This window comes from Thiocystis violacea, assembly GCF_016583565.1.
In the GTDB taxonomy this organism is placed as follows: Bacteria; Pseudomonadota; Gammaproteobacteria; order Chromatiales; family Chromatiaceae; genus Thiorhodococcus; species Thiorhodococcus violaceus_A.
Genome location: NZ_NRRF01000001.1, coordinates 150,641 through 169,651, shown reverse-complemented (window position 1 = coordinate 169,651; position 19,011 = coordinate 150,641). Strand labels below are relative to the sequence as shown.

Annotated in this window: 15 protein-coding genes, 1 tRNA gene and 1 pseudogene; 15 read left to right on the top strand and 2 right to left on the bottom strand. The window is 64.8% G+C overall.

All coding sequences use genetic code 11. The features are described 5' to 3' along the window. Positions 1 to 21: 21 nt before the first annotated feature. The 8 genes from pncC to CKO23_RS00670 all read left to right on the top strand — a co-directional run bounded on the left by pncC (position 22) and on the right by CKO23_RS00670 (position 7,572). Positions 22 to 531, top strand: a complete 510-nt coding sequence (gene pncC, locus CKO23_RS00705) for a nicotinamide-nucleotide amidase (protein WP_200327816.1) — start codon at positions 22 to 24, stop codon at positions 529 to 531. Continuing rightward, on the top strand, positions 524 to 1,060 hold the full coding sequence (thpR, locus tag CKO23_RS00700) for an RNA 2',3'-cyclic phosphodiesterase (protein WP_200327815.1): 537 nt from the start codon (positions 524 to 526) through the stop codon (positions 1,058 to 1,060). Before pncC ends, thpR begins: the two co-directional genes overlap by 8 nt. Before the next feature lie 180 nt (positions 1,061 to 1,240). Then, on the top strand, positions 1,241 to 2,281 hold the full coding sequence (gene recA, locus CKO23_RS00695; RefSeq protein ID WP_200327814.1) for a recombinase RecA: 1,041 nt from the start codon (positions 1,241 to 1,243) through the stop codon (positions 2,279 to 2,281). Continuing rightward, positions 2,278 to 2,757 (top strand): regulatory protein RecX, encoded by a 480-nt coding sequence (locus tag CKO23_RS00690; protein WP_346014536.1) that lies wholly within the window; start codon positions 2,278 to 2,280, stop codon positions 2,755 to 2,757. Before recA ends, CKO23_RS00690 begins: the two co-directional genes overlap by 4 nt. Positions 2,758 to 2,800: 43 nt before the next feature. Beyond that, on the top strand, positions 2,801 to 5,407 hold the full coding sequence (gene alaS, locus CKO23_RS00685) for an alanine--tRNA ligase (RefSeq protein ID WP_200327813.1): 2,607 nt from the start codon (positions 2,801 to 2,803) through the stop codon (positions 5,405 to 5,407). Positions 5,408 to 5,486: 79 nt separating this feature from the next. Next, positions 5,487 to 6,716 (top strand): aspartate kinase, encoded by a 1,230-nt coding sequence (locus tag CKO23_RS00680; RefSeq protein WP_200327812.1) that lies wholly within the window; start codon positions 5,487 to 5,489, stop codon positions 6,714 to 6,716. A gap of 399 nt (positions 6,717 to 7,115) precedes the next feature. Beyond that, complete coding sequence (csrA, locus tag CKO23_RS00675; RefSeq protein ID WP_200327811.1) at positions 7,116 to 7,334, top strand: carbon storage regulator CsrA; 219 nt, start codon at positions 7,116 to 7,118, stop codon at positions 7,332 to 7,334. Positions 7,335 to 7,481: 147 nt separating this feature from the next. Continuing rightward, a tRNA-Ser gene (locus tag CKO23_RS00670) sits at positions 7,482 to 7,572 on the top strand. A 294-nt stretch (positions 7,573 to 7,866) separates the two neighbouring features. On the opposite strand, the gene CKO23_RS00665 is transcribed toward CKO23_RS00670, so the two are convergent. Beyond that, on the bottom strand, positions 7,867 to 8,016 hold the full coding sequence (locus tag CKO23_RS00665; RefSeq protein ID WP_200327810.1) for a hypothetical protein: 150 nt from the start codon (positions 8,014 to 8,016) through the stop codon (positions 7,867 to 7,869). Positions 8,017 to 8,257: 241 nt separating this feature from the next. Here CKO23_RS00665 and CKO23_RS00660 point away from each other — a divergent pair, with 241 nt between their 5' ends. Continuing rightward, entirely contained in the window at positions 8,258 to 8,908 is a 651-nt protein-coding gene (locus CKO23_RS00660) for a peroxiredoxin (RefSeq protein WP_200327809.1), read from the top strand. Positions 8,909 to 9,133: 225 nt separating this feature from the next. Further along, positions 9,134 to 9,289, top strand: a pseudogene (locus tag CKO23_RS00655) (transposase); the annotation flags it as partial. 22 nt (positions 9,290 to 9,311) lie between these two features. On the opposite strand, the gene CKO23_RS00650 reads toward CKO23_RS00655, so the two are convergent. Then, positions 9,312 to 10,895: a sensor domain-containing diguanylate cyclase gene (locus CKO23_RS00650; protein ID WP_200327808.1), complete on the bottom strand. Its 1,584-nt coding sequence runs from the start codon at positions 10,893 to 10,895 to the stop codon at positions 9,312 to 9,314. A gap of 622 nt (positions 10,896 to 11,517) precedes the next feature. Between CKO23_RS00650 and CKO23_RS00645 the strand changes: the two genes are divergently transcribed. From CKO23_RS00645 to CKO23_RS00625, 5 genes are all read left to right on the top strand, one after another. Continuing rightward, positions 11,518 to 13,392, top strand: coding sequence for a GGDEF domain-containing protein (locus CKO23_RS00645; RefSeq protein WP_242482130.1), 1,875 nt, complete (start codon positions 11,518 to 11,520; stop codon positions 13,390 to 13,392). 320 nt (positions 13,393 to 13,712) lie between these two features. Further along, positions 13,713 to 16,214 carry a TonB-dependent receptor gene (locus CKO23_RS00640; protein WP_200327807.1) on the top strand — a complete coding sequence of 834 codons (2,502 nt, stop codon included), beginning with the start codon at positions 13,713 to 13,715 and terminating at the stop codon, positions 16,212 to 16,214. A 108-nt stretch (positions 16,215 to 16,322) separates the two neighbouring features. Beyond that, complete coding sequence (locus tag CKO23_RS00635) at positions 16,323 to 17,108, top strand: DUF3450 domain-containing protein (RefSeq protein WP_200327806.1); 786 nt, start codon at positions 16,323 to 16,325, stop codon at positions 17,106 to 17,108. Continuing rightward, positions 17,105 to 18,490: a MotA/TolQ/ExbB proton channel family protein gene (locus CKO23_RS00630; protein ID WP_200327805.1), complete on the top strand. Its 1,386-nt coding sequence runs from the start codon at positions 17,105 to 17,107 to the stop codon at positions 18,488 to 18,490. Before CKO23_RS00635 ends, CKO23_RS00630 begins: the two co-directional genes overlap by 4 nt. Beyond that, positions 18,453 to 19,010, top strand: a complete 558-nt coding sequence (locus tag CKO23_RS00625; RefSeq protein ID WP_242482129.1) for a MotA/TolQ/ExbB proton channel family protein — start codon at positions 18,453 to 18,455, stop codon at positions 19,008 to 19,010. Before CKO23_RS00630 ends, CKO23_RS00625 begins: the two co-directional genes overlap by 38 nt. Position 19,011 lies beyond the last annotated feature (1 nt).

The following is a 19,011-nucleotide window of genomic DNA, read 5'->3' as shown; positions in this document are numbered from 1 at the left end:
GCTTGGGTGACACTCGGCGCCATGATCGAGCAAGCGCTAGAGGTCAGGCTGGGGTCGCTGGCGACGCGCGTCGGGGAGCGTCTGCAGGCGTTCGGATTCATGCTGGCGACGGCCGAATCCTGCACCGGGGGCTGGGTGGCCAAGGTCGTCACAGACATCGCGGGCAGCAGCGCCTGGTTCGATCGCGGCTTCGTCACCTATAGCAACGCAGCGAAGCAGGACATGCTAGGCGTCCGCGCCGAAACGCTGGACACCCATGGCGCCGTCAGCGCGGCCGTGGTGCGCGAGATGGTGCTCGGCGCGCTGCAGCGCAGCCGCTCGCAGCTGGCCGTGGCGATCAGCGGCATCGCGGGTCCAGGGGGCGGCAGCGCGGACAAACCGGTCGGTACCGTCTGGATGGCCTGGGGGCGGATTGGACAGGAGCCCGTGGTGCGTTGTCTGCCGATCGCCGGCGATCGCGAGCAGGTGCGCGCGCGCGCCGTGCAAGCGGCACTGGAGGGTGTCCTGGAGCTGCTGCAGTCGCATGGCTGAGCGTTGGTTCCTCGCGCTCTGGCCTGATGCGGAGACGCAGGACGCACTCCTCGCCCAGGCCGCGCCTTGGTTGCCCGCCGGCGTGCGTCCCAGCCATGCGCGGGACCTGCATCTGACGCTGATCTTCCTCGGCGCGCTGGATCCGCCGCGACTCGCCTGCGTCGAGGCCGCGGCCGGTCGCGTGCGGTGCGAGCACTTCAGGCTCGAGATCGATCGCATTGGGCATTTCGGGCGATCTCGGGTGATGTGGTGCGCCCCCTCGCGCTCGCCCGCGGCCTTGCTGGGTCTCGTATCCGGCTTGCAGTGCGCGCTCGCGGCCTGTGGGCTGGAGCCGGAAACGCGACCATACCGGCCACACCTCACCCTCGCCAGGAAGGCGTCGCAGCCTGTCTCAGGAGCCCTCCGGGAGCCAGTGGATTGGGTGGCGCGTGAGTTGGTGCTGGCGCATGGCGTGCCCGGTGCCCGACCGCGCTACCGCCTTCATCGGCGCTGGCCGCTGATCGGCGCAGACCCGCCCGCGCCGGTCTGAGCGTCGCGGCGGCCGTCGTCTGGGTATGACTTGAATCAAGAAGCTATGTCATAATTGCCGGCTTAGCATCAGGGCCATTTCGATTGAGATTGCCGTCCCCGGTCCGAGCGCTTGGGCCGCGGGCGTTCGGCGAAGACCTGGTGAGGACGGCTGGAATCACGACGCGAACCTGGAGGCCGGATGGACGAGAACCGCAAGAAGGCACTGAACGCCGCGCTCAGCCAAATCGAGAAGCAGTTCGGCAAGGGCTCTGTCATGCGCATGGGCGACGCCGGCGCGGTGCGCAATATCGAGGCGATCTCGACGGGTTCCCTGGGGCTCGACCTTGCGCTCGGCATCGGCGGCGTGCCGCGTGGTCGCGTCATCGAGATCTACGGGCCTGAGTCGTCGGGCAAGACAACCCTGACGCTGCACATCGTGGCCGAGGCGCAGAAGCTTGGCGGCACGGCGGCCTTCGTGGACGCCGAACACGCCCTTGACCCCGGCTATGCCGAGAAGCTCGGCGTCGATATGAACGACCTCCTGGTGTCGCAGCCGGACACGGGCGAGCAGGCGTTGGAGATCACCGACATGCTGGTGCGCTCCGGCGCGGTGGACGTGGTGGTGGTCGATTCGGTCGCGGCCCTCACGCCCAAGGCCGAGATCGAGGGAGAGATGGGTGATTCCCACATGGGCTTGCAGGCTCGGCTCATGTCGCAGGCGCTGCGCAAGCTCACGGGCAACATCAAGCGCTCGAACTGTTGCGTCATCTTCATCAATCAGATCCGCATGAAGATCGGCGTCATGTTCGGCTCGCCCGAAACCACCACCGGTGGCAACGCGCTCAAGTTCTATGCCTCCGTGCGACTGGATATCCGCCGCACGGGCAGCATCAAGAAGGGCGAGGAGGTCATCGGCAGCGAGACCAAGGTCAAGGTCGTCAAGAACAAGGTTGCGCCGCCCTTCAGGCAGACCGAGTTCGACATCCTCTACGGACATGGGATCTCCCGCGAGGGCGAGATCATCGACCTGGGCGTGGCCAATGGCGTCGTCGAGAAATCCGGCGCCTGGTACAGCTATGAAGGGAATCGGCTCGGGCAGGGCAAGGACAACGTGCGCGGCTTCCTCTGCGAAAATCCGGAGATCGCGCAGTCCATCGAAGCCCAGATCCGCGATAAGCTGCTGCCCAAGGCGGTGGCCGAGTCGGCTCCTGAGCCGGCCGAGGCCCCGACGGAGGATTGACCCTGAGCGCCCGTCTCATCGAGCCTGTCGATGCCGATCCGGCTTGCGCGATCGAGCGTCTCGCACTCAGGTTGCTCGCCACGCGCGAGCACTCGCGCCTGGAACTGATGCGCAAGATCCAGGCGCGCGGTTTCTCTGACGGCGATGCGGGTCTTGTGCTCGATCGGCTTGAGCGCGACGGCGCGCTCGATGAGCGGCGCCTGGCCGAGCAGTACGTGAGCGAGCGCGCACACAAGGGCTTCGGTCCCCTGCGAATCCGCGCCGAACTGCGCGAGAAGGGACTTGCCGACGACCTCATCGGACGCTATCTACACCCCTTTGACGAGGCCTGGTCCGAGTACCTGGCCAGGGCACACGAGCGTCGCTTTCACGCCGGTCAGCCAATCGACCGGTCAGACTACGCCAAGCAAGCCCGTTTCCTCGAGCAGCGCGGTTTTCCCGTGGATGCCATTCGGCGCTTCCTTAAGATTCAATGACTGACCGGACCCCGTCGGCGAGCGGTCCATTCGAGAATTCCCAATGACCACCAGTGCAGAGCTTCGAGCGAGCTTCCTCGAGTATTTCGAGCAACGCGATCATGAGCGGGTTGCCTCCAGCCCCCTGGTCCCGGCGAACGACCCAACCCTGTTGTTCACCAACGCAGGCATGGTCCAGTTCAAGGAGGTCTTCCTCGGGCGGGAGCGGCGCGGCTACAGCCGCGCGGTCAGCTCGCAGCGCTGCGTGCGCGCCGGCGGCAAGCACAACGACCTCGAGAACGTCGGCTACACGGCGCGCCATCACACCTTCTTCGAGATGCTGGGCAACTTCAGCTTCGGCGACTACTTCAAGCGCGAGGCGATCCAATTTGCCTGGGACTACCTGACGCATGTCCTGGCCTTGCCGCCGGAGCGCCTCTGGGTAACGGTCTTCACCGAAGACCAGGAGGCGGCCGACATCTGGCTGAACGAGCTGAAGGTCGACCCACAACGCTTCTCCCGCTGCGGTGCCAAGGACAATTTCTGGTCCATGGGTGAGACCGGCCCCTGTGGCCCCTGCTCCGAGATCTTCTACGACCATGGCCCGGAGATCCCGGGCGGGCCGCCAGGGTCGCCGGACGAGGACGGCGATCGCTATGTCGAGATCTGGAACCTGGTCTTCATGCAATACAACCGGGACGGGGAGGGGACACTGACACCCCTTCCGCGTCCATCGGTCGACACCGGCATGGGGCTGGAGCGCCTCGCGGCGGTCATGCAGGGGGTGCACAGCAATTACGATATCGACCTCTTCCGCAACCTGATCACGGCGGCGGCCCGGCTGGTGGGCTGCGACGATCTGGCCAACAAGTCGTTGCGGGTCATCGCCGACCACATCCGCGCGGCGGCTTTTCTGATCGTCGATGGGGTGACACCCGGTAACGAGGGCCGCGGCTATGTGCTGCGCCGCATCATGCGTCGGGCCATCCGGCATGGCTATCAACTGGGCTGCGCCGAACCCTTCTTCCATCGCCTGATCGCGCCGCTGATCGTGGAAATGGGCGCGGCCTATCCTGAGCTCGAGGCCGCGCAGGCGCACGTTGAACGAATCATCAAGCTCGAGGAAGAGCGCTTTGCCGAGACGCTCGAGCACGGGATGCGCATCCTCGACGAGGCCATCGCCAACCTCTCCGACGACAGGATTCCGGGCGAAACGGTGTTCAAGCTCTACGACACCTACGGCTTCCCGACCGATCTCACGGCCGATATCGCGCGCGAGCGCGGTCTCTCATTGGATACGGCCGGTTTCGAAGCCGCCATGGCCGAGCAGAAGGAGCGCGCGCGGGCGGCCAGCCAGTTCGGGGCGACCCAGACACTGGAGATCCAGATCCAGGGCGAGACGGATTTTTGCGGCTACGACCGGCTCGAGGAAGAGGCGACGGTCGTCGCCCTCTACAGGGATGGCGATTCCTGCGATGTGCTCGAGGCCGGCGAGGAAGGACTGGTCGTTCTCGATATCAGCCCGCTCTATGGCGAGTCCGGTGGCCAGGTCGGCGACCGTGGTTGGCTGACGACGGAGACGGCTCGCTTCGAGGTGCGGGACACCCAGAAGAAGGGCGATGGCGTCCTCGTCCACGTCGGGCGGCTGAGCGATGGCCAGCTCGCTGTCGGCGACCACGTCACTGCGCGGGTGGATGCGGAGCGCCGCCGCGCGACAGCCCTCAATCACTCGGCGACCCACCTGCTGCATGCCGCCCTGCGCGAAGTCTTGGGCGATCACGTCCAGCAAAAGGGCTCCCTGGTGGGGCCTGAGCGGCTGCGCTTCGACTTCTCCCATTTCGAGCCTGTCGCGCGCGAGCACGTGTTGACCATCGAGCGGCTCGTTAACCGCGAGGTGCGCGCGAATCACCTGGTCGAGACGCGCATCATGAGCCTGGACGACGCCAAGGACTCGGGTGCAATGGCGCTGTTCGGCGAGAAGTATGCCGATCAAGTCCGCGTGCTGCGCATGGGCGACTTCTCGACCGAACTCTGTGGCGGCACCCACGTCAAGGCGGTCGGCGACATCGGTCTGGTCAAGATCATCTCCGAGACCGGCATCGCCGCGGGCGTGCGGCGCATCGAGGCCGTCACGGGCGCCGCGGCACTGGATTGGGTCGAGGCGGACGAGGATCGGCTGCTGCGTCTCGCCGGTCTGCTCAAGGGCGGTCGCGAGGAGGTCGACGAGCGCGTCATCCAGCTGATGGACAAGGCCCGCAGGCTGGAGAAGGAGCTGGAGCAGATCAAGTCGAAGCTGGCGAATTCGGCCGGTCAGGATCTGGCTTCCCAGGCGGTCTTGATCGACGGCGTCAAGGTGCTCTCGGCGCGTCTCGACGGCGCGGATCCAAAGAGTCTCAGGACGACCATGGATCAGCTCAAGGACAAACTCGGCAGCGCCGTGGTGGTCCTTGCGACCGAGTCGGACGGCAAGGTCAGTTTGGTGGCTGGCGTCACCAAGGATCTCACGGATCGCCTCAAGGCCGGCGACCTGATCCGCGAGGTTGCGGAGAAAGTCGGCGGCAAGGGCGGCGGCCGACCCGATATGGCGCAAGCCGGAGGCAGCGACCCCGCCGGACTCCCCGCGGCCCTGGATCTGGTCGCCGGCTGGGTCGCCGGCCGTCTAGGCGCCTGAAGCCATCGGTGCTCCGACAGCACCCTGACACCTTAACCGACCCGGCAATCGTGAACGAACAGCTATACAGGAATCATCGATGGCGCTGATCGTGCAGAAGTACGGTGGGACCTCCGTTGGGACCATCGAGCGCATCATGGCGGTCGCGGAGCGCGTGAAGCGCTGGCGCGACCAAGGCGATCACGTCGTCGTCGTCGTGTCCGCGATGTCCGGCGAGACCGATCGCCTCATCGGGCTGGCGAGGCAACTCCAGGAGCGTCCCGAGCCGCGCGAGCTCGATGTACTCTTGTCGACCGGCGAGCAGGTCACCATTGCCTTGCTCAGCATGGCGCTGCAGGCCCATGGCTGTCCCGCCCGCTCCTATACCGGGGCGCAGGTGCACATCCTGACGGACAGCGCCCACAACAAGGCGCGCATCCGCGACATCGATGCGGCACGTGTGCGGGCCGACCTGGACGCCGGGCGGGTGGTTGTCGTCGCCGGTTTCCAAGGCATCGACGAGCACGGCGACATCACGACCCTCGGGCGCGGCGGCTCGGATACCTCGGCGGTCGCGATTGCCGCGGCGCTCAAGGCCGACGAGTGCCAGATCTACACCGATGTGGATGGCGTCTACACGACGGATCCGCGCGTCGAGCCCAAGGCGCGCAAGCTCGACCGCATCACCTTCGAGGAGATGCTCGAAATGGCGAGTCTGGGCTCGAAGGTGCTCCAGATCCGCTCGGTCGAGTTCGCCGGAAAGTACAGAGTCCCGCTGCGCGTGCTCTCGAGCTTCGAGGAAGGCGAGGGCACCCTGATCACCTTTGAGGAAAATGCCGTGGAAGACGCCCAGATCTCAGGAATCGCCTTCAGTCGCGACGAGGCCAAACTGACGGTGCTCGGGGTTCCCGACCAGCCTGGCGTCGCCTATCAGATCCTGGGACCGATCGCCGATGCCAACATCGAGGTCGACATGATCATACAGAATGTCGCGGCCCAGGAGGCAGCGACAGACTTCACCTTCACCGTCCATCGGAATGACTATGCGCGGGCCTTGGAGATCCTGAAGGCGACCGCCGATAATTTGGGGGCGCGTCAGGTGTTGGGTGATCCGCAGATCGCCAAGATCTCGCTCGTCGGCGTCGGCATGCGCAGTCATGCGGGCATCGCCAGCCGCATGTTCTCGAGCCTGGCGGAGGAGGGGATCAACATCCGCATGATCTCGACGTCGGAGATCAAGATCTCCGTCGTCGTCGACGAGAAGTACCTGGAGTTGGGTGTGCGCGCGTTGCACGACGCATTCGGTCTCGACCAAGAGCCCGTCGTCTAGCGACTGCTGCCGAACTGCAAAAACGCCTGCGATAGGGTCGTCTGATTGCGGATCTGGCCCGGTCGCGTGCTTGGTGATCTGATCTCGGTGCCGCTTTCACGCGTCGGTGTGTCGTAAGAAATCGGTCGGGCAACCCTGATCGCCTGTCACCTGGCCGTTAGTCGGGATCATATGTGTTTTTCGGTTGTTTTTGGTCTCAACGGCCAGATGTCATTGAGGCGGGTTATTTTGTTATGTAAGCGCCCGAGCAACTGGTAGAATCCTAGGTGTGAGGCAGTTGCCCTCGCCCTTGGTGTGGGGGGTGGTTCCACCCTTCCGCGCACGGCGTTTCAGAGGCATCGAGTTGCCGGGCCGGGTGGATCATCTATTCGGATTGAGGATTATAGGGAGAACAAGGCAATGTTGATTTTGACTCGCCGGGTTGGCGAAACTTTAATGATTGGCGACGAAGTGACCGTAACCGTGCTCGGCGTCAAGGGAAATCAAGTTCGCATCGGCGTGAATGCACCGCGTGACGTGGCTGTCCATCGCGAAGAGATCTACGAGCGGATCAAGCGCGAGCAAGCCGAGGCAGGCCAGAGCGCGAACCTGACGGGTCATCCTGATCAGCTCGATTGACTAGAAAGACCTTGCCGGGTGTGTTAAAGTACCCGGCCTTACGTTGAAGACTGTTGTCCTCTTTCTGACGCATCCGAATCAGGTCTGGAAGCGACAGCGACCAACCTGTCGTAAGAAAGTCTCTAAAGAACTTAGAGCGCAATTTTCGGAGAGATGGCCGAGTGGCTGAAGGCGCTCCCCTGCTAAGGGAGTATAGGTTAATCCCCTATCGAGGGTTCGAATCCCTCTCTCTCCGCCAACTCAATGACGTAGCTAGTTTTCCTTCGGTGTCAACTGATTGGTAGACCCGCTAAATCTTATCCCCCGCACGCTTTACCCGCATGTCAGATCGGCCCGCAGGATCTGCCTTGAGACCCTACCCATATCGGCGACTATAGCCTTCTCGGTCTTACCCTGGGCAAGTCTAGCCTGAATCTCTTCAACTTAGCGATTATCAAGCTTCCGCGCTTTTCCGATTAGGGCTAAATCGTTCTCGCTTAATTGGCAAAGAGAATCATGATGTTAGCCTTCTCCCCACTAGCTTCCCAATAACTCACGGCACAGCCTCAGCGGCCAAGATCCGTTCGCGCACGTCGTCGATGGGCAAGTCCAGCGTCTTGCTGAGCTTGCTCGAGCCCGTCCGCTTGTCCGGCGATTCGCCGCTGTCCTGATCCGGCGTGTCAGGATCGCTGTGATCGGCCATCCCGCCGAGTCGATCGAGTGGAGCGCGGCTTGCTCCGGCGGGCGCGGAGTAGCCCGGCGGCAGTCTCCGAATCGCGGCATTCAATAAGAAAAGACGATCGATTGATATATATCAATCGGCTATGACAATGATTTTCATCGTAACAAACGACTTCAGGCGTTTATCAGTAATCGCTAATCTAACGTCAACCTCGGGAGAGGGATCAACACGTAAGACACTGATCAAGAATGGAGATTAAAGAATGACCAACGAAACGTCCGCCCCCGCCATGCCACGCTTGAACGAGCCCGCACCGGCCTTCGACGCACCCACCACCCACGGTCGTAAGAACCTGGAGGATTATCGCGGAAAATGGCTGGTGCTCTTCTCGCATCCGGCCGACTTCACCCCAGTCTGCACGACGGAGTTCATGGGCTTCGCCCGCCGCCACGCCGACTTCAAGGCGATCGGCTGCGACCTGCTCGGGCTCTCGATCGATAGCCACTACAGTCATGTCGCCTGGGTGCGCAACATCAAGGAGAAGTTCGACGTCGAGATCGGTTTTCCGATCATTGCCGATCTCTCGATGCAGGTCGCCAAGGCCTACGGCATGATTCAGCCGGGCGCGAGCGATACCTCCGCGGTGCGAGCGACCTTCGTGATCGACCCCGAGGGCGTGCTGCGCGCCATGCTCTACTACCCAATGAGCAATGGCCGCTCCATCGACGAGATCCTGCGCTTGGTGAAGGCGATGCAGACCTCGGATGCCAATAAGGTCGCCACCCCCGAGAATTGGCAGCCGGGCGACAAGGTCATCGTCCCGCCGCCTGGCAGCGTTGAGGAAGCCAACGCGCGGGTGGCAAGCGGGGAGTACGAGTGCGTCGACTGGTACTTCTGCAAGAAATCGCTCTGAGCCTGCGCCCGCGGCTTGAGTGAAGGGCAGGTCCCCAGTCGACCCGATCGCTGGGGCCTGCGGCTCAACGCTGAGGTGTCGCGAACTCTTGACGGCCGCCTTGGCGGCAACGGCGAGGATTGGTGGCCGCCAGAGGTAAAACGGGGGGCGAGGTAGGTAGGGGAGCCTTCGATGGGGTGTCGTAGGTGACACCGCTGGGTGCTACAGGAGTGATAAAGCCGCTGCTTTGTTCTGCTGCCGCGTCGCTGGGTTGTCGAGCGAACCTTTGCTTGGCTCAACCTGTCACGACGTCTCAGCAAGGACTACGAGTGCCTGATGTCGAGCAGCGAAACCTGGATTTATCTGGCGATGATCAAGCTGATGGCCAACCGACTGGCCTGAGACAGAGGTTTCCAAACAGCTTCTAAGAGCCCATCTCATCGCGCTGGGTCGTCGCTCCTGGTTCGGGGGCGGGAGCGTGCGCTCGCACCTGGTTTCGCCCGGCCTCCTTGGCCGCATACATCGCGGCGTCGGCCGCCGATACCAGGGTGTCGACGGAATCCGCGCCGCTGGGGTAGGTCGCAACGCCGATGCTGGCGGTGATACGAATGGCTTGGCCATCGTCGATTGAAAATGGCGTGGCCGCGATGGCGATGCGCAGCCGCTCGGCGACCAGGCGGGGCTTCTCACAGTTGGGCAAGATGACCGTGATTTCCTCGCCGCCATAGCGACAGACGCAATCGACGTCTCTGACCGCGTCCTGGAGGCGTTTGCTCAACCCCCTCAGGATGGCGTCTCCGGCCTGGTGGCCATGAGTATCGTTGATCCGTTTGAAATGATCGATGTCCAGCAGCACCACGGCAACCTCCCCTCCATAGCGGCGGATGCGGGCGATCTCCTTTTTGACGAACAGATAGAAGGTGCGATGGTTGTAGAGTCCGGTCAGACCATCGCGCGTCGCGAGTTGTCGCAGCGCACGCTCGTCGGTTTCGAGTCGCCGGCCGATGCGTCCAATGTGCCAGTTGAAGAAGAGGAACAGCAGGCAGCCGATCCCGAGCGCGATTCCGGTTCCCTGATAGACCGTTCGCGCGGCCGCCCTGGTCTCCTTGGTGACGTCCATGAACAGCACTAAGTGCGCGACGTGTCGATTGCCCACGTCTCGCAGCGGCAGGAACGCAAGGCGGTATGCCTGGCCCCCAAGGTTGCCGCTGATGATGGCATTCAGTTCCTCGAGCGAATGTCCGGAGAGATAGGCGCCGATCGCGTCGGGGATCTCGTCGGGCGTTTGACGGCCCACGACCACGGATGGGAAACGCTCCCAATCGGGGACTCGGCCCAAGGTGCGCATTCCTTCCTCCCACCGTGCCCGATCGAGGACGTCCTTGTGTATCAGCACGATGACGTAAACGCCGAACACGTCGCGAAGCGCCTGCAGAACGCGGTCGATCTCCATGCCGAGCTCGACATAACCGATCAGCTTTCCCGACGTCCGATCGTGCCAGGGTGCGACCAGGCGTAACGTAAAGGTTCCCAATGGACCGATCTCGACACCGAATGCGCTTGCCTGGTCGCGCTCTGCCGCGAGGGTGGTGATGCGATCGATCCGATCGCCGGCGCGATCCGGGGCATGCACGCGCAACAGATTCACCCGGTCGGGTCGGGTGAAATAGAGATGCGTGATCGAGAAATCCCGTTTGAGCCGCTCGAACGGCGGCGCGCCCAGGGCCAACAAGCGATCCCGATCGCCCGCGGCCAGCGCGGCCCGCAACGGGACGTTGTCCTCCAGTACGTCCATCACCGCTTGCAGTGCGTGCGCGTCGTACAGGATGCTCTGGTTGTAAAAATCCTCGGCCGATGCGCGCAGGCGAATCACCCCGTCCTGAACGCTGGCCTGCTCATGACTGGAGAGCGTCAGCGTGAGTGTGGCGACAATGCCGAGGATCGCGACCGCCAGCGGGATCAGAAACAGCAGTCGAAGCCGAGCGCTCTGATGGGCGTTCTGGAACAACCGATGGAGACTCCGTTGTGGAGGGCGGCTTGGACTCGGTGCCTGTGAAGCTGGATGCATGGTCGCGTACTGCCGCTCCCGTGGTTCGAATCAGTGGATGTCGCTGCGCTGGTGGTGGCGGGCGCGAACGCGCAGACGTTGGCGGCAGCCATCGCCGAGGCGTTACCGTGAAACAGCAAACCTCCGTTAGAGGCTATCCGCGGGCGGGACCGCAATCAAGGGCGAGCGCGGGGCGGTTTGGAGGTGGCGCGCAGGTTGTTGGAGGCGCATGCGGGCGTCCGTAAAGGCGAAACGACGGCGAGCGGTCACGCCGATGGCAGATGCTGCACCCATGGTTGTCCGACACCGACTCAGAAGCGGTGAGGGTGGCCTCTCGAACGGACAGCATCGTCAACGCAAACCGATCCCGTTCTCTCAGTCACATCACGCGCGACGGCAAGCAGGATCTGCGCGACACTGCGCCGGTGGCGTTGGCGCCTGGGTCCAGCCGTCGCCGGCTCGGCTGATGCCCGCCCCGCGAGCGCAACACCAAGCTCCGCCCGGCGGCGTCGCCCCCGAAACGCTGGCGCGCAGACGCTGTTCAACCGATGCACCCTTCGAGGGGCCTGAATGTGGAGCCTGAATGATGACGCTCAATCGCAAGATCACCCTGCTCCTGATCACGGTCGCCTGCGGCATCCTGGCCATCTTCATGTTGATCAGCGTCTATGCCTTTCGCCACCTGTCGATCGCCTCCTCGACCGCCCATGTGCAGACGGTGGCCGAGATCGTGCGGGTGCTGCTGACCGAATCCATGATCAACGGCGTGATCGCCAAGCGTGAGCAGTCTCTCGAGCGTCTGCGCGATATCCGCGACCTGCGCACCGTGCGCGTGGTGCGCTCCAAGCGGGTGAATGAGCAGTTCGGGGACGGCTTGGCGCGTGAGATGGTCCCTGACGAGATCGAAGCAAGTGTCCTTGCCGATGGGCGGCCGCGCTTCGAGCTGATGGACGAGGAGGGTCAACCCGTGTTCCGCGGCACCATTCCCTACGTGGCCAGCTCACGGGGGACGCCCAACTGCCTGCAGTGTCATCAGGTCGCCGAAGGGACGGTCCTCGGGGCGGTCACCATCGAACTCTCGCTGACCGAATTGCGGCGCCAGGCCGTCTATGGCGCGCTCGCGGTACTCGTCGCGGTCTCGCTGATCTCGCTGTTCGCCATCCTCGGGGCGCGTCGCCTCATGCTGCCGGTCGGCGATACCGCGACCGCGATCGGGACCCTGGTGCAGGCGGCCCTGCGGGGCGACTTCAAGGGGCGCGTTCAGCAGCGCACCAAGGATGACATCGGCGATATCGCCGCGCATGCCAACCAGCTCCTGTCCTTCTTGGATGAGGGTCTGTCGCAGATCAGCGCGCGCGTGACTCAGCTCACTGGGCGTCCGCCGAAGCATGACGAGAACCAACTGCTGGCGACGATCGACATGATCGACGGCTTGGCGGACGCCACCCGCTTCAAGGCCACCATCGAGGAAGACGAGACCAAGACAGAGATCTACGAGCGCTTCGGTCTGCTCCTTGGCAGGCGGTTCGGGGTCGAGGCGCACTCGATCTATGAAGCCCATGGCCCCAAGCAGTTGACGACGATCTCCGTGGACGGCGAGATCGGCGGGGCCTGTCGTTGGTGCGATCCGCAGATCCTGGTCAGGAGCGAGATGTGCCGCGCGAAGCGTTCCGGGCATCCAGTCGACGCCTTCACCCAGCCGGGTCTCTGCTTCGCCTTTCGGGCCGAGGGGGGCGATGCCGAGGCCGACCCGTGGCGCCACTATTGTCTGCCACTGATCCAGTCGGGCGGTGTCGGTTGCATCGTTCAGTTGGTGGCCAGGGAGTCGGAAGCGGCAGCCCGCCTGGAGCAGATCCCCTACATCCAGGTCTACCTGCGGGAGATGGCCCCGGTCCTGGAGGCCAAGCGGCTAACCGAGACCCTGCGCGACTCCTCGCTGCGCGACGCCATGACCGACCTCAACAACCGCCGCTTTCTCGAGCAGTACGTCGATACCCTGATCGCCTCCGCGCGCAGACGCAACAGCCCCCTGGCGCTGCTCATGATCGATCTGGACTATTTCAAGATGGTCAACGACAGCTACGGACATGACGTTGGCGACAGCGTGCTCAAGGGCTTGGCCGATGTGCTCAAACAGTCCGTCCGGACCTCGGACATCCTGGTGCGTTTCGGCGGCGAGGAGTTCCTGATCGTCCTGCAGGAAGCCGATGGGGACAACGCCGTCATGGTGGCGGAAAAGATCCGCGCGCGGGTTGCCGACTTCAAGTTCCACATCGCCGGGGGCATGCTGCAGAAGACGGTCTCCATCGGCGTGGCCGTGTTCCCGGACGATAGCGAGACCTTTTGGCAGACCCTCAAGTACGCGGATGTGGCGCTCTATCGCGCCAAGGATGATGGGCGAAACCGCGTCGTGCGCTTCACCCCGGAGATGTGGGGCGATGACACAGTCGCCTATTGACCCGAGTGGTTTCCGAGCGCGGAGCACTTGAAGCGACAACTGTGACGCCCGTCAATCTTTTGAGAACGAGCGGTTGGTCCGCCTTGATTTAGCGTTTCGTTTACCGTTAAACGAAGTCCGAAGCGCATTTTCAAGAACGCGACACCTCTGATCCCCAACGCAATCGCCACGCACACAATCCGTGCCTAAGGAATGGGATAGGGCGCTATCCAGCAGGCACTCAATGTGGTCGACGGGCGGGCAAGTCCAGACTGGGCTTCGACCTTGCCGATCTCTGGTGTCGCCTGACTCCGTCCGTCAGACAACAAAAGGGGACAATAATGACGATCGCTCGCAAGCGGCTGGACTCCAGGCTCGGTTTCGTGGGTTGGCTGGGGGTCGCCGGGATGATGCTCGGGCAGGCACCTGCCAGCGGGCAGGACGTTCTCGAGCTGAAGAAGGTCGAGGTCACCGGCAGCCACATCAAGCGGACCGATCTTGAAGGGATATCGCCCGTGGTGATCATCGACCGGCGCGCGATCGACCATTCCGGCGCGAACACGGTCAAGGAGCTGTTCCGCAAGGTGATCTACAACACCGCCGGCATCACGGACGAGACCTATACCCAGGGGTTCGCGCCGGCTTCGGCGGGGATCGATCTGCGCGGTCTGGGTGTCAGCCGCACGCTGGTCCTGGTCAATGGCCGGCGTCTGCCGATCTTTCCCTTCGGTCAGGATGGGACCTCCAGTTTCGTCGATATCAATCTCATTCCGCTGGGCGCGGTGGAGCGCGTCGAGATCCTCAAGGACGGCGCCTCCGCCATCTATGGCTCGGACGCGGTCGCCGGCGTGGTCAACATCATCCTGCGCAAGGACTACGAGGGCGCCGAGATCAGTCTCGACTATGGTCAGACGGACAAGGGCGATGGCGCGGAGAGCCATCTGGTCTTCAACGGCGGTCTGTCGGCGCCGGAGTCTTATCCCACCTCCAACCTCACCTTCACCCTCGATTATCTGAGCCGCGACGAGGTCTGGGCGCGCGACCGCGCGATCTCGGAATCCGCCGATGGCCCCATCGACGACCGCAGCGGCAGCGGGAGTCCGGGGACCATCCTGCGCGCCAGCGGCCCGGAGCCCGATCCGCGCTGCCCGGCCAACCGCCAGGATGGGTCCACCTGCGCCTTCGACTACGCGCCCTATAGCACCCTGATCCCAGAGGTCGAGCGCCTCGGCATGGCCTTGAGCGGCGATGTCGAGATCGGCGGCGGGGTGAGCGCCTTCGTGACCGGGCTCTACACCCATTCCTCATCCGAGCGAGACCTGGCCGCGACGCCGGGCGGGGTCACCGTGGGCGCCGACAACCCGAACAACATCTTCCCCGGAGAAGAGGTGGACGTGCGCTACCGCTTCGTGGAGCTCGGCTCGCGTCGGGACCAGTTCAAGACGGACTTCTACAATGCCGTGGGCGGCCTGCGCGGCATGGTCAAGGACTGGGAGTGGGAGCTGGCGGCCGGCACCGGGAAGGTCGACACCACCATCGAGGGCGTCAACGGCTACACCACCGGTGACGCCATCCAGGCGGCCGTCGACAGCGGCGCGCTCAACGTCTTCGGCGACAGCCCGGACTTCAACGCCAATACGGTCGAGTACCGCACCAAGCGGCGCGGTGAGTCGCGCATCGACCTGGTCGATCTCAAGGCGAGCGGCGACGTCGTGGAACTCTCGGCCGGCGCACTGTCCGCCGCCCTGGGCATCGAGTATCGCTCCGAGCAGTTCTCGGACCAGTGGGATGGCGTGAGCGAGAGCGGGGCCGTCCTGGGCATGGGCGGGACCTCGGGGGAGGGCGACCGCGACGTCTTCGCCAGCTTCATCGAGCTCTCGATCCCGCTCGTGACGGACCTGGAACTGCAGCTCGCGGGCCGCTATGACGACTACAGCGACTTCGGCGACACGCTCAACCCCAAGGCCGGGCTGCGCTGGAAGGCCGCGCCCAATCTCTTGCTGCGCGCCAGTGCGGGGACGGGCTTCAAGGCACCTTCGCTGCAGGAGCTCTACAGCGCCGAGGGCGTGAATGGCGGCTATGAGAGCGTCTACGACCCCATGACCGGGGAGGTGACCGAGGTCGTAAGTCTGGTGGGCGGCAATTCGGACCTGGAGGCGGAGGAGTCGGAAAACCTCAACCTGGGCATGGTGTGGGACGTCACCAAGGATTGGGATCTCAGTCTCGATCTCTGGCGGCTGAATAACCAGAACGCCGTCACCAGCAGCCCGCAGTTCTATGTGGATAACGAGGCCGCCTTTGCGGACAACGTGACCCGCGACGACAGCGGCGCCATTGTCATGATCTCCAGTCCCTTCCAGAACGTGGCGGCCCAGAAGGTCTGGGGGCTGGACCTCGACACCAATGTCCGCTGGCGGGCCGAGTCCATCGGGGACTTCCGGTGGCGCCTTGCGACAACCTACCTCGGCAGCTTCAAGGAGGAGCCGGTGAGTGGCGCCGGATTCGACGAACTGGCGGGCAAGGACGGCCGTCCGCGCTGGCGCGGTCTTACGAGCCTCTGGTGGCAGCGCGGTGACATCGAGACTGGTCTCACCCTGAACTACACCGGAGATTATCTGCGCCGCTCCGCGGACGACCGGGTCAGCGACTGGACCACGCTGGACGCCCAGGTCAACTGGACACCGCCAAAGCTCAAGGGCAGCACCCTCAGCCTGGGCATCGATAACCTCTTCGATGCCGAGCCGCCCGAAGACGTCTATCTGGAGGGCTGGCCCTTCTACAACCGTTCACTGCACGACGCGCGCGGCCGGTTCATCTATGCACGCTACAAGTACACGTTCTGATCTCAGCGCGGCCCTGGGGGTGGCTCTGACCGCCCCCGAGGCGGGTCGCCTCAAGCCCTTTGTCACGCCAACCTGTGACCTTGCCACCTCCAATCAGCCGAGCCGGTCATGACTAGGTGCCTATCGACCAAGCCGAAGCGGATTTTCCTGGTCCTGCTCACCCTGTCACTCAGCGTCGCCTCCGCGTTCGGCGGCGATCAGACGGTCCCGGTCCTGGAGGCGCAGACCGCCATCCTCGACCAGGCCGCCGCGGCCCAGGTGCGCATCGACGACCTCGATGGGCAGACCCGCGCGCTGTTGGAGGAATTCAGGCAGGGCAGCCGCGAGCTGGAGGGCCTGCAGGCCTACAACGACCATCTCGAGCGGATGGTCGCGGCACAGCAGGCATCCATCGCCTCGCTGGAAGGGCAGGTTGACGGGGTCGAGGTCACGCAACGCGAGATCGTCCCCTTGATGGCGCGCATGGTGGCTGCACTGGATCAGTTCGTGGAGTTGGATCTGCCCTTTCAGCTCGATGAGCGCCGTGCCCGGGTCGCCGCGCTCGCGGCGGCGCTCGACAGCCCGGACAGCTCGCCGGGCGAGACCTACCGCCGCATCCTGGAGACCTACCGCGCCGAGATCGACGCCGGGCGCGGTATCGAGGCCTATCGGGGCGTGCTGAGCGCCGAGGGGCGCGAGCGGACGGTCGATTTTCTGCGGGTCGGCCGGGTCACGCTCATCTACAGGACGCTGGATGGGCGTGAATCCGGCGTCTGGGACCGCGCCGCCAAGCGTTGGATCGGCTTGCCAGACACCGACCGGAGCGATCTGAGCAAGGCCTTCCGCGTCGCCGAAAAGCAGTCCGCGCCGGCGCTGCTGACGCTGCCTGGTCCGGCCCCGGAGGTCTTGCCATGAGAGGCATTCGGATCCTGCCCCTGCTGCTCTGCCTCTCTGGCCCCTTTGCCAGCGCGGCGCCGGAGGTCCCGACCACGCCGGACGCGCTCTTGCGGCGGCTCACCCAGGAGCGGGCCGAGGCGGCGGTGGCCAACGCGGCACGCGAGCGGCGCTTCGTCGAGGAGAAGGCGCAGCAGGCGGCGCGACTGGATGAGATTCGCAAGCGCCTCGCGACCGAGCGGAAGCGCGGCCAGGACCTGCAAGCGGCCGTGGCGAGCAACCAGGCGCGGATCGGCGAGCTGGAGTCCCAACGCGATGCGCGTGCCGGCGGGCTGACCGAGCTGTTCGGCGTCGCGCGGCAGGCGGCGGGGGATGGCGCCGCGCTGCTCCGCGACTCCCTGGTCTCCAGCCAGCTCCCCGGTCGAGTCGAGCCGCTCGCGGCGCTCGCCCGGTCCGAGCGGGTGCCGAACATCGCGGAGCTGGAAGGGCTCTGGCTCGCCCTGCACCGGGAGATGACCGAGTCGGGCAAGGTCGTGACCTATGGCGCGACGGTGACCGGCGCGGACGGCGGCGAGCATGCGGCGCGCGTGACTCGCATCGGTGGCTTCGATGCGGTCTCCGGGGGGCGCTTCCTGCGCTATCTGCCGGAGACCGGGACGCTCGCCGAGCTGCCCCGGCAGCCGGCCGCGCACTTCGGCAGACGCGCCGCCGAGCTGGAGGCCGCGACCAGCGGGATGGCGCCCCTGGTCGTCGATCCAACCGGGGGCGCGGTGCTGTCGCTGCTGACCCAGGTTCCGGATTTGCTTGAGCGGGTCCAGCAGGGCCGGCTCGTGGGCTACATCATCATCGGCCTGGCCCTGGTCGGGGCCTTGCTGGCACTGGAGCGGTTCGTCCTGCTCGCGGTGCTGGGCCGGCGCATGCGACGTGAACTGCGGCAAGACCCCGCCGCGCAGGGAGAGGCAAAGCCGATCAAGGACAACCCACTGGGCCGCGTCCTGGCGGTCTATCGAGATCATCCGGGTGTCGACACCGAGACCCTGGAGCTGATGATCGACGAGCGCATCCTCAAGGACACGCCACGCCTGCAGCGCGGGCTACCCACGCTCAAGCTCCTGGCCATGATCGCGCCCCTGCTGGGGCTGCTCGGGACCGTGACCGGTCTGATCGAGACCTTTCAGGCCATCACACTCTATGGCGCCGGGGATCCCCGCCTCATGGCCGGCGGCATCTCGCAGGCACTGGTCACGACCGTTCTGGGCCTGATCGTCGCCATCCCACTCATCCTCATCCACAGCGGGCTCCTGGGTCAGAGCCGGCGGCTGGTCGCCATCCTGGAGGAGCAGAGCGCGGGCCTGGTGGCGCGCCATGCCGAGCGTCGAGGCGGTCATGCATCCGCTGGCTGAGCTGAGCGATCGACTCGATCCCATCCGCGCCCTGCTGGAGGCGGGCGGCCCCGTCCTCTGGGCCATCTTTGCGCTCTGCCTGCTGCTCTGGACGCTGATCGCCGAGCGCTATCTCTATCGATTCCGCGTCTATCCACGGCGTCTCGCGGCGGTCGAGGCCGACTGGCGAGGACGCCCGGACCGTGCCTCCTGGAACGCCCGCCAGATCCGCCGCGCCATCGTCTCGGAGCTGGCGCTGGAGCGCTCCCGCACCCTGACGCTGATCCGGGCGCTCATCGCCGTCTGCCCGCTCCTGGGTCTCCTGGGCACGGTCACTGGCATGATCCAGGTCTTCGATGTCATGGCCTTCGCCGGCAGCGGCAACGCCAGGGCCATGGCCGACGGGGTCTCGCTCGCCACCATCCCGACCATGGCCGGCATGGTGGTCGCCCTCTCCGGGCTCTATTTCAGCACCAGTCTGCAGCGCTGGGCGGTCTTCGAGACCGAGCGCACGGCGGACCGCTTGCGCATCAAGGGGTGAT